The 13166-nt window shown below is 68.1% G+C and carries 15 protein-coding genes; 11 read left to right on the forward strand and 4 right to left on the reverse strand.

The window, feature by feature from the left end:
* Nucleotides 1–79: 79 nt before the first annotated feature.
* Both ACT2FV_RS11070 and ACT2FV_RS11075 read left to right on the forward strand, forming a co-directional pair.
* Nucleotides 80–610: a GNAT family N-acetyltransferase gene (locus ACT2FV_RS11070; protein ID WP_444503845.1), complete on the forward strand. Its 531-nt coding sequence runs from the start codon at nt 80–82 to the stop codon at nt 608–610.
* Between the two features lie 179 nt (nt 611–789).
* On the forward strand, nt 790–1368 hold the full coding sequence (locus tag ACT2FV_RS11075) for a hypothetical protein (protein ID WP_174906839.1): 579 nt from the start codon (nt 790–792) through the stop codon (nt 1366–1368).
* A gap of 164 nt (nt 1369–1532) precedes the next feature.
* Here the strand turns inward: ACT2FV_RS11075 and fabV are convergent, their stop codons facing one another.
* Nucleotides 1533–2735: an enoyl-ACP reductase FabV gene (fabV, locus tag ACT2FV_RS11080; protein WP_059608087.1), complete on the reverse strand. Its 1203-nt coding sequence runs from the start codon at nt 2733–2735 to the stop codon at nt 1533–1535.
* A 205-nt stretch (nt 2736–2940) separates the two neighbouring features.
* On the opposite strand from fabV, the gene ACT2FV_RS11085 reads away from it, so the two are divergent.
* From ACT2FV_RS11085 to ACT2FV_RS11100, 4 genes are all read left to right on the forward strand, one after another.
* A complete protein-coding gene (locus ACT2FV_RS11085; protein WP_059608088.1) occupies nt 2941–3474 on the forward strand; it encodes a GbsR/MarR family transcriptional regulator in 534 nt (177 codons plus the stop codon).
* A gap of 143 nt (nt 3475–3617) precedes the next feature.
* A complete protein-coding gene (locus tag ACT2FV_RS11090; RefSeq protein ID WP_444503846.1) occupies nt 3618–4871 on the forward strand; it encodes an SDR family oxidoreductase in 1254 nt (417 codons plus the stop codon).
* Nucleotides 4868–5338: a DUF2269 family protein gene (locus ACT2FV_RS11095; RefSeq protein WP_124624373.1), complete on the forward strand. Its 471-nt coding sequence runs from the start codon at nt 4868–4870 to the stop codon at nt 5336–5338. The genes ACT2FV_RS11090 and ACT2FV_RS11095 overlap by 4 nt, the downstream gene beginning before the upstream one ends.
* A 141-nt stretch (nt 5339–5479) precedes the next feature.
* Nucleotides 5480–6103, forward strand: a complete 624-nt coding sequence (locus tag ACT2FV_RS11100; protein ID WP_059608091.1) for a glutathione S-transferase family protein — start codon at nt 5480–5482, stop codon at nt 6101–6103.
* Nucleotides 6104–6169: 66 nt separating this feature from the next.
* Here ACT2FV_RS11100 and ACT2FV_RS11105 read toward each other — a convergent pair whose 3' ends face one another.
* Complete coding sequence (locus tag ACT2FV_RS11105) at nt 6170–7573, reverse strand: serine hydrolase domain-containing protein (protein WP_444503847.1); 1404 nt, start codon at nt 7571–7573, stop codon at nt 6170–6172.
* A 193-nt stretch (nt 7574–7766) separates the two neighbouring features.
* Nucleotides 7767–8015: a hypothetical protein gene (locus ACT2FV_RS11110; RefSeq protein ID WP_151050201.1), complete on the reverse strand. Its 249-nt coding sequence runs from the start codon at nt 8013–8015 to the stop codon at nt 7767–7769.
* Between the two features lie 116 nt (nt 8016–8131).
* On the opposite strand from ACT2FV_RS11110, the gene ACT2FV_RS11115 reads away from it, so the two are divergent.
* From ACT2FV_RS11115 to ACT2FV_RS11135, 5 genes are all read left to right on the forward strand, one after another.
* A complete protein-coding gene (locus ACT2FV_RS11115) occupies nt 8132–8551 on the forward strand; it encodes an HIT family protein (protein WP_059608093.1) in 420 nt (139 codons plus the stop codon).
* Between the two features lie 265 nt (nt 8552–8816).
* The gene (locus ACT2FV_RS11120; protein ID WP_006760791.1) at nt 8817–8981 is read left to right on the forward strand and encodes a hypothetical protein; all 165 of its coding nucleotides are present in this window, start codon (nt 8817–8819) and stop codon (nt 8979–8981) included.
* 164 nt (nt 8982–9145) lie between these two features.
* Nucleotides 9146–9805 (forward strand): methyltransferase family protein, encoded by a 660-nt coding sequence (locus tag ACT2FV_RS11125; protein ID WP_444503848.1) that lies wholly within the window; start codon nt 9146–9148, stop codon nt 9803–9805.
* A gap of 376 nt (nt 9806–10181) precedes the next feature.
* Nucleotides 10182–10619, forward strand: coding sequence for a hypothetical protein (locus tag ACT2FV_RS11130; RefSeq protein ID WP_059608095.1), 438 nt, complete (start codon nt 10182–10184; stop codon nt 10617–10619).
* A 703-nt stretch (nt 10620–11322) separates the two neighbouring features.
* On the forward strand, nt 11323–12159 hold the full coding sequence (locus ACT2FV_RS11135) for a bifunctional allantoicase/(S)-ureidoglycine aminohydrolase (protein ID WP_059608096.1): 837 nt from the start codon (nt 11323–11325) through the stop codon (nt 12157–12159).
* 102 nt (nt 12160–12261) lie between these two features.
* On the opposite strand, the gene ACT2FV_RS11140 is transcribed toward ACT2FV_RS11135, so the two are convergent.
* Nucleotides 12262–13056 carry an aminoglycoside phosphotransferase family protein gene (locus tag ACT2FV_RS11140; protein ID WP_444503849.1) on the reverse strand — a complete coding sequence of 265 codons (795 nt, stop codon included), beginning with the start codon at nt 13054–13056 and terminating at the stop codon, nt 12262–12264.
* Nucleotides 13057–13166 lie beyond the last annotated feature (110 nt).

Raw genomic sequence — 13166 nt, forward strand, 5'->3', positions numbered from 1 at the left:
TCGACCGCACGTCGGCGTTCCATTCGATCCGGGCGCACGCCGACCGAACGCGTGCCCCACCTGATATACCGGAGAGGGTATGACCGAACCCGTGACCGTGCGCCGCCTCGATGCGAGCGAAGCGCATGCGCGCATCGACGCGCTGGCCGACGTGCTGATCGATTGCGTCGAGGGTGGCGCGTCCGTCAGTTTCATGTTGCCGATCGAGCGTTCGACCGCCGTTGCGTTCTGGACGCGCGTCGCCGATGGCGTCGCGGGCGGCGAGCGCATCCTGCTCATCGCCGAGGACGTCGCCGGCCGGATCGTCGGCACCGTTCAGGTCGTGACCGCGCAGCCGGAGAACCAGCCGCATCGCGCGGACATCGCGAAGATGCTCGTGTCCCGCCATGCACGCCGGCAGGGGATCGCGGCGCGGCTGCTGACGGCTGCCGACGAAGCCGCGCGCGATGCCGGCAAGACCGTGCTCGTGCTCGACACCGTGACGGGCGGCGATGCCGAGCGTCTGTACGAGCGGGCCGGCTGGGAGCGCGTCGGCGTCGTGCCGAACTTCGCGCTGATGCCCGACGGCGCATTGTGCGCGACGACGTATTTTCACAAGCAGCTCGCGTAACCGGGCTGGATGCGATCGCAATCCGGTTCGCGATCGGCGCGCAGTGCGGCGGAGCGGGGCCGTGGGCCGGACGCAGGATGGCGGATGCCGGACGGAAAAAATGTCGGATGGCGACGGCGCCGCTCCGATATATTCGTGCTGGAACACGCCACCGCCATGCCAACGGAATCGCCGCCTCGATGAAACGCTCCCATGTCGCCTTCGCCCTCACGGGCCTGCTCGTCGCGGTGCCGATTGCCGCCTATGCGCTCGTCAAGCCGCTACGCGTCGTCGCGCCCGCGCTGCTTCCCGGCGTGTCGTGCCCCAGCGCGGACATCTGCACGGACGATGCCGCGAAGTTCGGCGCCGCGCAGCAGCTCTATCGAGACGGTTATGCGCGCGCGGCGGCGGCCGTGGGCCCGTTTCGCGAGGCACCGCGCGTCGTATTCTGCTCGACGCGCGAGTGTGCCGACATGTTCGGTCTGGGCGAACGCGCGGCATTGACGCTCGGGGATTTCGGCGTGATCGTCGCGCCGCGCGGCTGGCAGACCTACTTTCTTGCGCACGAGCTGATCCATCATCGTCAGGCCGAAGTGCTCGGCAACTTCGCGGTGGCGACCAAGCCGCGCTGGCTGATCGAGGGGATGGCCTATGCGCTCAGCGACGATCCGCGTCATCCGCTGAAGGAGCCGTTCGAGTCGTGGCGCGCGCGTTTCGGCGCGTGGCATGCGGCGCTGGGCGGACAGCCGCTGTGGGATGCCGCAAGGGCGGTGGAATAACGCGGGTCGCGATCGCCCGATCCGCGGATGGCGCCGCCGACGCGCTCGCACGGCAAGTGCGAACCGCGCTGTCGGCGGACGTGTCCGCACGGGGTGACGCCGTTCGGGCTTTGCTGCTGGAGAGTCGGCCCGCCGCCACGCGTCGCGCGCGGCGGGCCCGGTCGTCAGACCGTGGTGTCGATGATGCCCGGGATCTTCACGTCCGGGTTCACGTCCGCGTCGTAGTCGACGCCGGCGATCTCGAAGCCGAACAGGCGCAGGAACTCGGTCTTGTAGCCGGCGAAGTCGGTCATCTCGTACAGATTCTCGTTCGTCACCTTGTCCCACATGGCGACGACCTTGGCCTGCACTTGCGGATCGAGCTCCTTGTAGTCCGCGCGCAGGCGGCCTTCGTCGTCGACGTGCGGCGTCGCGCCGTACATGCTGTCCTTCAGGAGCCCGTACACCTGCTCGATGCAGCCTTCGTGCGTGCCCTTTTCCTTCATCACCTTGAACAGCAGCGACAGGTAGAGCGGCATCATCGGGATCGCCGAGCTCGCCTGCGTGACGACGGCCTTGAGCACCGACACGCGGGCATCGCCGCCGTGCGCGGCCAGCTTGTCGCGGATCGACAGCACCTTCTTGTCGAGATCCTTCTTCGCTTCGCCGATCGAGCCGTTCCAGTAGATGTCGTGCGTGATCTGCTCGCCGAGATACGTGAACGCGGTCGTCTTCGCGCCGTCGGCCAGCACGCCGGCTTCAGCGAGCGCGTCGATCCACATCTGCCAGTCCTCGCCGCCCATCACGGCGACGGTGCCGTCGATCTCTTCCTGCGTCGCCGGCTCGAGCGAGACTTCGCGGATCACTTCCTTGTCGGTGTCGAGGCCGCGGAACGTGACCGACTTGCCGACCGGCTTCAGCGTCGAGCTGATCGTTTCGCCCGTCTTCGGATGCGTGCGGCGCGGTGCCGCGAGGCTGTAGACGACCAGGTCGACCTTGCCGAGATCCTGCTTGATGGTGTCGATCGTGATCTGCTTGACCTTGTCGGAGAATGCGTCGCCGTTGATGCTGCGCGCATAGAGCCCCTTTTGCGCGGCGAACTTCTCGAACGCGGCGCTGTTGTACCAGCCGGCGGTGCCCGGCTTCGTTTCGCTGCCGGCGCGCTCGAAGAACACGCCCAGCGTGTCCGCGCCCGAGCCGAACGCGGCCGAGATCCGGGCGGCGAGGCCATAGCCCGTCGACGCGCCGATCACGAGCACCTTCTTCGGGCCGTTGGCGATCGGGCCGTGCGAAGTCACGTAGTCGATCTGTTCCTTGACGTTGGCTTCGCAGCCGACCGGATGAGTCGTCACGCAGATGAAGCCACGCACGCGCGGTTTGATGATCATGGAAACCTCTATTCAGAAAGGCGGGGGACGGCCTGAAATCGGAAAAATCCCGCGCATTGTAATGGAAGCGGGCGGGCAGGGCGGGAAACGCGGGCGGTGGCGGCATTCGCAGTTGCGCGGGGTCGGACCATCGACGCGGCGATTTGCGTAGCGGCCAGATATTTCTCTCTTGACAGAAATAACTGAAAAAACTAAATTTCCCGACATGGAACTCACACCGATTGCCGAACGATTCATCCTCCACTGGGGCGAAATGGGCTCGCGGTGGGGCGTCAACCGCACCGTCTCGCAGATTCATGCGCTGCTGTACCTGACCGGAAGGCCGGTCGCGGCCGACGAGATCGCCGAGACGCTCAACGTCGCGCGCTCCAACGTCAGCACGAGCCTGAAGGAGTTGCAGGCGTGGCGGCTCGCGAAGGTCGTGCACGTGCTGGGTGATCGCCGCGACCACTTCGAGACGTCGACCGACATCTGGGAACTGTTCAAGCTGATCGTCGAAGGGCGGCGGCAACGCGAGATCGAACCGACGCTCACGGTGCTGCGCGATTGCCTGACGAGCCCCGAGATCGCCGACGAGAGCCGCGAAACCGAACAGCGCATTCGCGACACGCTGCAGTTCGTCGAGACGCTCACGACCTGGTCGGACGAGATGCTGCGGCTCAAGCCCGATACGCTGATGAAGGCGCTCGGGATCGGCGCGAAGATCAGCCAGACGGTCAGGCGCAAGTCGTCGAAGTAGGCGGCACCGGACGTGCGGGCACGCAGCCCGCTTTTTTTGGATTCAATATTTCTGTCTTTACAGAAATAACTGTACAGAGAGGATGAAAAAATGAACGAGATCATGCTGTCGATCCGCCGGCATTCCGCATCGCGGAGTGCGACATGAACGTCCTCGTCTGCGGCGCGAACGGCTTCATCGGGCGGGCGCTGAGCGCGCGGCTCGAGGCCGGCGGCCATCGCGTGCTGCGCGGCGTGCGGCATGCGGTCGGCGCGCACGACGTCGCGATCGACTTCGCGAAGGATGTCGATCCCGACGCGTGGCTCGCCCGGCTGGATGGCGTCGACGTGGTGATCAATGCGGTCGGGATCATCGCCGACCGGCGTGATGCGACGTTCGACACCGTGCATCGCGCGGCGCCCTGCGCGCTCTTCACCGCATGCTGCCGTGCCCGCGTGCGACGCGTGATCCAGATCTCGGCGCTGGGCGTCGAGCGCGGCGACACGCCGTATTTCGCCAGCAAGTACGCGGCCGACACCTTCCTGCAGACGCTGCCGCTCGATTACCGGATCGTGCGTCCGGCGCTCGTCTACGGAACCGCCGGCACGTCCGCCCGGTTCTTCCGGATGCTCGCGAGCCTCCCCGTGCACGTGTTGCCTGCGGGCGGCCATCAGCGGCTGCGCCCCGTGCACGTCGACGATCTCGCCGAGCTCGTCGCGCGGCTCGTCGATGCGCCGGCGGCCGGCCGTCCGGTCATCGACGCGGTCGGTGCCGACGAAGTCGAGTATCGCGAGATGCTGAGCGTCTATCGCGCCGCGCTGGGTTTCCCGCCGGCGGCGCGCGTCGCGCTGCCGAGCCCGCTGGTCGGCACGGCGGCCGCGCTGCTCGGCACGATGCCGGGCGCGATGCTGACCCGCGACACGTGGACGATGCTGCGCGGCGGCAATACCGGAGATCCCGCCGCGCTCACGGCCGTGCTTGGCCGGCCACCGCGCGGGCTGCGCGATTTCATCGGCGCGAACGCGGCCGCGCTGCGCTGCGATGCGCTCGCGATGTGGCGGCGGCCGCTGCTGCTCAGCGCGCTCGCGATCGTCTGGATCTGGACGGCCATCGCCAGCGCGTTCATTCATCCGCGGCACGACAGCCTCGCCATGCTCGCCCGCGCCCACCTGAGCGGACTGCCCGCGCTGATCGCGCTCTACGGCGCATGCGCGCTGGACTTCGCGTTCGGCGTGGCGACCGTCGCCGCGCCGTCCCGCCGTCTGTGGGCCGCGCAAGGCGCGCTGATCGTCGCGTATTCGGCCGTCATCGCGGCCACGATGCCTGGCCTGCTCGCCGAGCCGTTCGGCCCCGTGCTGAAGAACGTGCCGATTCTCGCGATCCTGTTGATCCTCTTTTCAGAAGAAGAACACGCATGAGCACCTATCTCGTGATCAAGACGCTGCATATCCTGTCCTCGGTGCTGATGGTCGGTACGGGCTTCGGCACCGCGTTCTACCTGTTCTTCGCGAACCGCACGTGCTCCGTGCCGGCGATCGCCGCCGTGTCGCGCCTCGTGGTGCGCGCGGACTGGTGGTTCACGACGCCGGCCGTGCTGTTCCAGCCCGCGTCCGGGCTGTGGCTCGCGCATACGGCCGGCTGGCCGTGGACGACGCCGTGGCTGATCGCGTCGATCGTGCTGTATGCGGTCGCGGGCGCGTGCTGGCTGCCGGTCGTGTGGCTCCAGATCGAGCTGGCCGCGATGGCGAAGCTCGCGCATGCGAATGGCGATGCCGAGCTGCCGGCGCGCTACTGGCGTTATGCGAAGCGCTGGGAGCTGCTGGGCTATCCGGCGTTCTTCGCGATGCTGAGCGTGTATTTTCTGATGGTGGTCAAGCCTATGTAAGCGAAGCAGCGGGGCCGCGCGCAGCGGTTTCGCCTGACGGCCTGTCGATTCCCGTGCGCTCGTGTATAACTTCGGCAGGAGCGCGTTCGGGCCGTTTCGCGCGGTCCGAACGCTTCGCATTCGACCTCACAAGGAGCCTGCATGCTGCACATCCTCGGCAAGATCCCGTCCATCAACGTTCGCAAGGTGCTGTGGCTGTGCACCGAACTCAACCTGCCGTTCGAACAGGAAGACTGGGGCGCTGGCTTTCGCACGACCAACGATCCGACCTACCTCGCGCTGAATCCGAACGGCCTCGTGCCGGTCATCAAGGACGACGACTTCGTGCTGTGGGAGTCGAACACGATCATCCGCTATCTCGCGAACCGCTATGGCGGCGACGCGCTCTATCCGGCCGAGCCGCGTGCGCGCGCACGCGTCGACCAGTGGATAGACTGGCAGGGCACGGACCTGAACCGTTCGTGGGTGGGTGCGTTCCTCGGCCTCGTGCGCAAGTCGCCCGATCACCAGGACCCGGCGGCGATCGCGCAGTCGATCGCGGGCTGGACGAAGCACATGCAGATACTGAACGCGCAGCTCGAGGCGACCGGCGCGTTCGTGGCCGGCGACCACTTCACGCTCGCCGACATTCCGATCGGCCTGTCGGTGAACCGCTGGTTCGGCACGCCGTTCGAGCACCCGGAATTCCCGGCGGTGAAGCGCTACATCGAGCGTCTGGCGACGCGCGAGGGCTTCAAGCAGTATGCGGGCAGCGCGAACCCGTAACGCATTGCATCTCACGCGCGTCGCGGCGACGTGACTGCCGCCGCAACGCTGCCTCCCCGCGGCACGTCACGTGCCGGATGCCGGTACGGCCTCGAGCACGCGCGCGAGAAACGCCTCGTGATTCCACGCGGATTCCGGCCGCGACAGACCGAGCCGCACGACCACCAGCTTGCGGCTCGGCACCACGCTCACGAACTGGCCTTCATGGCCGACCGCATGAAACGCATCGGCGGGCAGGGGACGCGCGTGCGGATCGCGATCGTTGAACGGCTCCGGCACCTTGACCCATAGATGCGCGCCGAATTCTCCGCGCGTCGACAGCGGCGTTGCGCGCGTCAGGTAGCGCACCCAGCCTTCCGGGAGCCGCCGCTGCCCGTCCCACACCCCGTCCTGCAGCAGAAGCTGCCCGAAGCGCGCCCAGTCGCGCGCGCTCGCATACATGAACGACGCGCTGCCGAGCGTGCCGGCCGCATCGGGTTCGAACACCGCGCTGCGCATCCCGAGCGGCGCGAACAACGCGCGGCGCGGAAACGCGAGGTAGTCGCGCTCGGTGCCGCCCATCGCCTCGCGCATCACACGCGCGACGATCGCGCTCGTGCCGCTCGAGTAGTACCACTGCGTGCCGGGCCGCGCGGCGAGCGGCTTGGCCGACGCGAAGCGCGCGGTGTCCGGCTGCGTGAACAGCATCACGGCAACGTCGGACAGCGGGTCGTCGTAGTCCTCGTTGAATTGCAGGCCGCTCGTCATCCGCAGCAGCTCGTCGAGCGTGATCGCCGCGCGCGGGTCGCCGCTGTCGCGCCATTCCGGCAGCAGCGCCGACGCGTCCGGCGACAGCTTGTGCTGCGCGACGAGCATGCCGGCCAGCGCGGCCGTGACGGTCTTCGTCATCGACCAGCCGGGTAGCGGCGTGTCGGCCGTGAAGCCGGGCGCATAGCGTTCGGCGATGACCTGGCCGCGCCACATCACGACGACCGCGCGGGTGCGCCGCGGCCGCGCCGGATCGGGTTCATCGAACGCGCGGTCGAGCGCGGCCTGCAGCTTGCGTGCGTCGATGCCGGCGGGCGGTGCGGCCGGCGCCGCTTCCTGCGCGGGCGGCGGATCGGGGACGGGCGGCAGCGCCGCCGGCAGCACGCCGGGCGACGGCCCGAGCGCGAGCGTGCAGCCGAGCCCGGGCCGGAAGTCCGCCTCGCGTGGCGCGAACCCGGCGAACGTTGCGACGGCACGATGATGCTCGGGATCGATCGACGGGCGCACCAGTTTCAGCAGCGGGTGCACGCCGGCCATGATGTCGACATCGATCACCGACGCGGCCGGACGGCCCGACACGAACACGCCGGAACACAGCGCCTTCGCGGCATAACCCGTCGCGATCGGGGCGAGCCGCGACAGCATGTAGCCGGTATAGCCGAGCGCGGCGACGAGCGCGACGGCGACGCCGCGCAGGATCAGCGATTTGAAGGGGATCGTCATGCGCGAGCGTCCTCGGTGGCGTGCCGGCCGGCAACGATCCGGCAGTGTCGCAGGTTCGGGCGAGCGGTGGCAATCGCGGGAGTGGCGACGCCGGGCGGCGTCGATCAGGCGGCATGGTGCCCGGCGTGTGCGAATCGCATGTGTCGATCGAGCAGGTTCGAACGGGCCGCATTCGGCCCGTCCACGTGGTGCGTCATTGTGCGTTGTTGTCGTCCGAACGCAGTGTCCAGATCGTCGCGGTATTCGTGTTGTCGTCGGTGGACGCGACATACGGCACGTCGATGTTCGGGGCGTACGCGAGGCCGGTCGGGCCGACCACCAGCGCGTTGGGATCGGTCCGGCGCGGATCCGCGGTCTTGCCGTGCGAACCCGCACTCGGAATAAACGGATGGCGACGGCCGGATATTCCACCCGGCGAGCGACACGACACGCGAGCCGGCATGCATTGTTCACCGCGATCGCGACACGGCCTGACAAGTTGAAATCCGACCCGCCGTCGGCCGATAATCGTCCGGCATCGTTCCCAGTCAAACCGCAATCGCAAAATCGGAAAACGCCATGTCCTACGACAACAACAACCCGTTCGCCCGGATCCTGCGCGGCGAACTGCCGTGCGTGAAGGTCGCCGAAGACGACGCAACGCTCGCGATCATGGATCTCATGCCGCAGGCCGACGGTCACGTGCTCGTGATCCCGAAGGAGCCGGCCGCGCAGATCTTCGAGCTGTCCGGCGACGCGGCGGCGGCCGGCATCCGCATGACGCAGCGCGTCGCGGCGGCCGTGCGCGCGGCGCTCGTGCCGGACGGTGTGTTCATCGGCCAGTTCAACGGCGCGGCGGCGGGCCAGACGGTCCCGCACGTGCATTTCCACGTGATTCCGCGCTGGGAAGGCGTCGACCTGCGGATGCACGCGCGCGACATCGCCGACGCGGCCACGCTCGAATCGCTCGCCGAGCGTATCCGCGCGCGTTTCGTGTAACGCATGGACGGCTCGTGATTCGGGCGGCGCCAGCGGGCGCGTGCGGCGACGCCGTTCGCACCTGTTTCAGCGGTCACACCACGTAACACGTGTAACCGCTCGCGAAACTCGGCCTGGCGGCTCCGGCGCTAGACTCCGCGCATTGCTGCATCGAGCGACAGGACGGGCCGGTTGCCGCCGGTTGCCTCTTCGGGCCGGCCGTCAAGGGCTGCGACGGCACGGCTTTCGCGCGATGCGACGTGTCCTTCTTGCCGGGAATCGAGCCATGTACAAAGTTCTCATCACGTTTGCGCTGATCGGCGGCCTGTCCGGCTGCTATGTCGCGCCGCCTTACGGCTACGCGCCCGCGCCGGCCTACTACGGCTATGCGCCGGCCTATTACGCACCGCCGGTCAGCGTCGGAATCGGCGGCAACTTCCGCATTCGCTGACCGGGCGGCGGCCGCGGGCGCCGCCCGCACGTCGATCGAGCGCGTCGTTCGACGCGCCGCCGCCTCTCGCAGGGAAAACTCGCGCGCCGCATGACGGCTCGCGTGCGCATCGCCCGCCCGGGTTCCTATACTTCACAGGAAAGCCCCCTCCGGCGAGGCAAGCCATGGCCGTTACGCGCAAGTTCGCAATCGCTGCGAGCGTCTCCACGCTCGTCTATCTCGGGCTCGCCGTGCTCGGCATCGGTGGGTTTGCCGCCTTCTTCTCGCATCCGCAACTGACCGTCATCGCCGTCGCAACGCTCGCGCTGGCCGCTGTCGCGTTGTTGACCGAGGGCAACCTGAGCACCGGCGAGCGCGAGAACCGCGACAATCGCTGGGTGCTCGCGGCCTTCGGCGCCAGCGGGTTGCTGCTCGCGTATGTGCCGGCGCTGACCGACCGGCTCGACGTGTGGACCTTCGGCGGCGCCACGGTGCGCTGGATCGGCGTCGTGCTGTACGTCGCGGGCGGCGTGCTGCGCATCTGGCCCGTGTTCGTGCTCGGCAAGCGCTTCAGCGGGCTCGTCGCGATCCAGCCCGGCCATACGCTGGTGACGGACGGCATCTATCGCAGGATCCGCAACCCGAGCTATCTCGGCCTGCTCGTCAATGCGGCCGGCTGGGCGTTGGCGTTCCGCTCGGGCGTCGGGCTGCTGCTCGTCGCGTTGACGATGATCCCGCTCGTCGCGCGCATCCGTTCCGAGGAGGCGCTGCTGCGCGCGCAATTCGGCGCCGAATACGACGCGTACTGCGCGCACACCTGGCGGCTGATTCCGGGTGTGTACTGACCCTCGTATGGCCCGAACGACCCGGGCGATGCCGCCGGCTCGCGGCGCGCCTCCGATGTGTTGCCACGTGTGTCCGAACCCGCGCGACGGGCACGTTCGGCATTGCCGAAAAACGGGGCTTGACCATGGCCGGAGCCCCTGCCGGCGTGCTTTGGCGGCGGTTTCCGGCAACCTTTTCCGGTCCTCTTCCGGTAAACAACTTGTTACCAGAATGTCGACGGCAAGCCGGCTCGACCGGTGCTATTCTTCGCCGCAAGCTCATTGAAATGAATTGGTCCGGGATTCGGCACAATGCCGGCATCGACGTCGATCGATTCAGATCGTCGTATCGAGCGGACTTTCGATAACCAGATTGCGAACAAGGAAGAATACGGGAATGTGGAAGAAAATCGCCCCCGCTCTCGTCGTCGCCGCGTTGACCGGCGCGACCGCACTGCCGGCAATGGCCGGTGACCTGAACAATGCGCTTGGCGGCGCGCTCGGCGGGGTTGCCGGCGCAGCGGTCGGTGGCGCGGTCGGTGGCAGCACCGGCTCCGTCATCGGCGGCGCGATCGGCGGCGGCGCGGGTGGTGCCGTGACGTCGAACCGTCGCGAGCGCACCGGTGCAATCATCGGCGGCGCCCTCGGCGGCGGCGCAGGCACCGCAGCCGGCAACGCAATGGGCGGCCGCACGGGCGGCCTGCTGGGCGCGGCCGTCGGCGGTGGCGCGGGCGCGGCGCTGGGCGGCAACATGTCGCGCAGCTCGTACGAACGCGATCACGGCGATCGCGGCTATCGTCACCGCAAGCATCGCCACCACCGCGACTGGGACTGATCGCCGCGGGCGCGGCACGGTGCGCGGCTTGCGCACCGGCGCGCCCGGCACGTCGGCACCCGATCCGACAGCCGGCCCGGCGGCCTCAGCCGGGCCGCCGTCGCCGGCAAGACCGGCGGCCCTTCACCCTCTCCGGCAGTCCATGCCCGACCCCGCTCGACGGGTTGGCACGCTCTCTCCCGCTTCACCTTTCCCGCTTGTAGACGACATCGCCAGTTGCATCGACATGCAGCCGCGCAGGTTCGGTCATCCTCATTTCGCACTCGTCGATCGACGCGTTGCCGCCCGGTCATCAGGATTTCCCTGATGCGCGGACGTGTCCGCGGCACGCGTTCACGGGCCATCGCGCGCAATGGCGGGTAGTGCGAAATCGAATGGATGTCATCGCAACATTTAATTGGTCGATCGGGATCGACTTCGCTATCGTCAGCGCTGCCCGCGTACGGAATCGAACCGTGCCGTCCCCCGTGCCCCGCCGCATGACCCCGAGTGTCCGCGGCCCGGCCGCCGGACCCGCAAGCATGGCTCGCCCCCGCCCGCTGAACCGGGCGGGCCCGTCGCGAAGCCTGGCCGACCGAACGAAGGCGCCCGCGCTTTCAAGCCACCCCGGCAGCGATGTCCCGCCGCCGCATGCGTGCCCCACACGCGTGCCGCGCCTGCCGTTGCCACCCGGGGCCGGACCAACCCATTGCCTGGATGCTTTATGTCTAAGACAACGTATTACGCGCCGCATGGCGGCCACCCGCCGCAGACCGATCTGCTGACCGATCGTGCGATGTTCACCGAGGCGTACGCGGTCATTCCGAAGGGTGTGATGCGCGACATCGTCACCAGCTGGCTGCCGTTCTGGACCAACACGCGCCTGTGGGTGATCGCGCGTCCGCTGTCGGGTTTCGCCGAAACCTTCTCGCAGTACATCGTCGAAGTGAATCCGGGTGGCGGCAGCGACAAGCCCGAGCAGGACAAGAACGCCGAAGCCGTGCTGTTCGTCGTCGAAGGCGAGGCCGAACTGACGCTGCAAGGCAAGCAGCACACGCTGAAGCCGGGCGGCTACGCCTTCATCCCGCCGGGCGCCGACTGGACGCTGCACAACGTCAGCGATGCCGCCGTGCGTTTCCACTGGATCCGCAAGCACTACCAGGTCGTCGACGGTATTGCGCTGCCGGAAGCGTTCGTGACCAACGAGCAGGACGTCGAGCCGATCCCGATGCCGGGCACCAACGGCGCATGGGTGACGACGCGCTTCGTCGACATGAGCGACATGCGTCACGACATGCACGTGAACATCGTGACGTTCGAGCCGGGCGGCGTGATTCCGTTCGCCGAGACGCACGTGATGGAGCACGGCCTGTACGTGCTCGAAGGCAAGGCCGTCTATCGCCTGAACCAGGACTGGGTCGAGGTGGAAGCGGGCGACTTCATGTGGCTGCGCGCGTTCTGCCCGCAGGCATGCTATTCGGGTGGCCCCGGCCGCTTCCGTTACCTGCTGTACAAGGATGTGAACCGTCACATGAACCTGACGCTGAATCCGGCGCGCTAAGCGTCGCGCACGTCGGACACGAAAACCCGCTGGTGCATGCCGGCGGGTTTTTTCATGGGCGCCGCTACGCGATGCAGCCGACGGGGTGACGGCCGTCGCACGCTACTCGTCGAGCGCCGAGGCAGCCATCCTCGCGACCTGCACACGCGTATCGGGCGGCAGGTCGTCCTCCATCAGCCAGACCGCGGACAAGCCGGCCCAGGCGAGGACCCACTGCAGCAACCTGCGGCGGTCGAGTTGCGCGGCCTCGGCGACGAGCGCGCAGCGCCGCGCGAAACGGGCGGGATCGACGGCGATGTCGTGCGCGGGATTGCAGAACAGGTTCGCGTAATCGAACGCGCGGTCGCCGCGCAGCCCCTTCGGGTCGATCGCCAGCCAGCCGCGATCGCCGAAGTGCAGCACGTTGCCGTGATGGATGTCGCCGTGCAGCACGACGTCGTCGACGGGCGGCGCGGCCAGCAGCCGGTGCGCCGTCGCGGCCGAACGCCGCAGCGTGTCATCGCCCGTGTCGTGCGACAGCAGCGCGTGGAACCAGTCAGTCAGCGGCACGACCTCGGGCGTTGCCGGTGCGCGATGCGCATGCAGCCGCGCGACCACGCGGCATGCGATCCGGATCGTATCGTCGTCGTGGCCCGCGACGGACAGGCCGATGAGCGTGGGTGCCGGTTGCGCGCGTTCGAGCAGCACCGCGTCGCTGTCGTGCAGCCACACGCGCGCGGCGCCATCCCCGTTCCACCAGGTCATCAGCGCATTGCCTCGGCGCTCTTCGTCGCAGGTCGCGACCTTCAGCATCGCGGGCCGCGCGTGCCAGACGACGGGCAGCACGCCGCCGCTCGCGGTCAGGATCGGGCCGCCGTCGGGAACGAGGTCCCACAGGCGCAGGTACGTGTCGAACATGCAGACGATGGTACAGGCGAACTGGCTCGTGCGCCGCGCGGTTCGCCCGGCACAGCTGCCCGCGCAACCCTTCCTAAATAAAATTTAGCTAGCAAAACTTAGGCTAAAGA

Origin of the sequence: Burkholderia sp. PR2, assembly GCF_052372875.1 — a bacterium.
GTDB lineage: Bacteria > Pseudomonadota > Gammaproteobacteria > Burkholderiales > Burkholderiaceae > Burkholderia > Burkholderia diffusa.

Excerpts from the sequence above, each read along its gene's own strand:
- ACT2FV_RS11070 (WP_444503845.1), top strand. The coding sequence starts at position 80 with ATGACCGAACCCGTGACCGTGCGCCGCCTCGATGCGAGCGAAGCGCAT.
- ACT2FV_RS11075 (WP_174906839.1), top strand. The coding sequence starts at position 790 with ATGAAACGCTCCCATGTCGCCTTCGCCCTCACGGGCCTGCTCGTCGCG.
- fabV (WP_059608087.1), bottom strand. The coding sequence starts at position 2,735 with ATGATCATCAAACCGCGCGTGCGTGGCTTCATCTGCGTGACGACTCAT.
- ACT2FV_RS11085 (WP_059608088.1), top strand. The coding sequence starts at position 2,941 with ATGGAACTCACACCGATTGCCGAACGATTCATCCTCCACTGGGGCGAA.
- ACT2FV_RS11090 (WP_444503846.1), top strand. The coding sequence starts at position 3,618 with ATGAACGTCCTCGTCTGCGGCGCGAACGGCTTCATCGGGCGGGCGCTG.
- ACT2FV_RS11095 (WP_124624373.1), top strand. The coding sequence starts at position 4,868 with ATGAGCACCTATCTCGTGATCAAGACGCTGCATATCCTGTCCTCGGTG.
- ACT2FV_RS11100 (WP_059608091.1), top strand. The coding sequence starts at position 5,480 with ATGCTGCACATCCTCGGCAAGATCCCGTCCATCAACGTTCGCAAGGTG.
- ACT2FV_RS11105 (WP_444503847.1), bottom strand. The coding sequence starts at position 7,573 with ATGACGATCCCCTTCAAATCGCTGATCCTGCGCGGCGTCGCCGTCGCG.
- ACT2FV_RS11110 (WP_151050201.1), bottom strand. The coding sequence starts at position 8,015 with ATGCCGGCTCGCGTGTCGTGTCGCTCGCCGGGTGGAATATCCGGCCGT.
- ACT2FV_RS11115 (WP_059608093.1), top strand. The coding sequence starts at position 8,132 with ATGTCCTACGACAACAACAACCCGTTCGCCCGGATCCTGCGCGGCGAA.
- ACT2FV_RS11120 (WP_006760791.1), top strand. The coding sequence starts at position 8,817 with ATGTACAAAGTTCTCATCACGTTTGCGCTGATCGGCGGCCTGTCCGGC.
- ACT2FV_RS11125 (WP_444503848.1), top strand. The coding sequence starts at position 9,146 with ATGGCCGTTACGCGCAAGTTCGCAATCGCTGCGAGCGTCTCCACGCTC.
- ACT2FV_RS11130 (WP_059608095.1), top strand. The coding sequence starts at position 10,182 with ATGTGGAAGAAAATCGCCCCCGCTCTCGTCGTCGCCGCGTTGACCGGC.
- ACT2FV_RS11135 (WP_059608096.1), top strand. The coding sequence starts at position 11,323 with ATGTCTAAGACAACGTATTACGCGCCGCATGGCGGCCACCCGCCGCAG.
- ACT2FV_RS11140 (WP_444503849.1), bottom strand. The coding sequence starts at position 13,056 with ATGTTCGACACGTACCTGCGCCTGTGGGACCTCGTTCCCGACGGCGGC.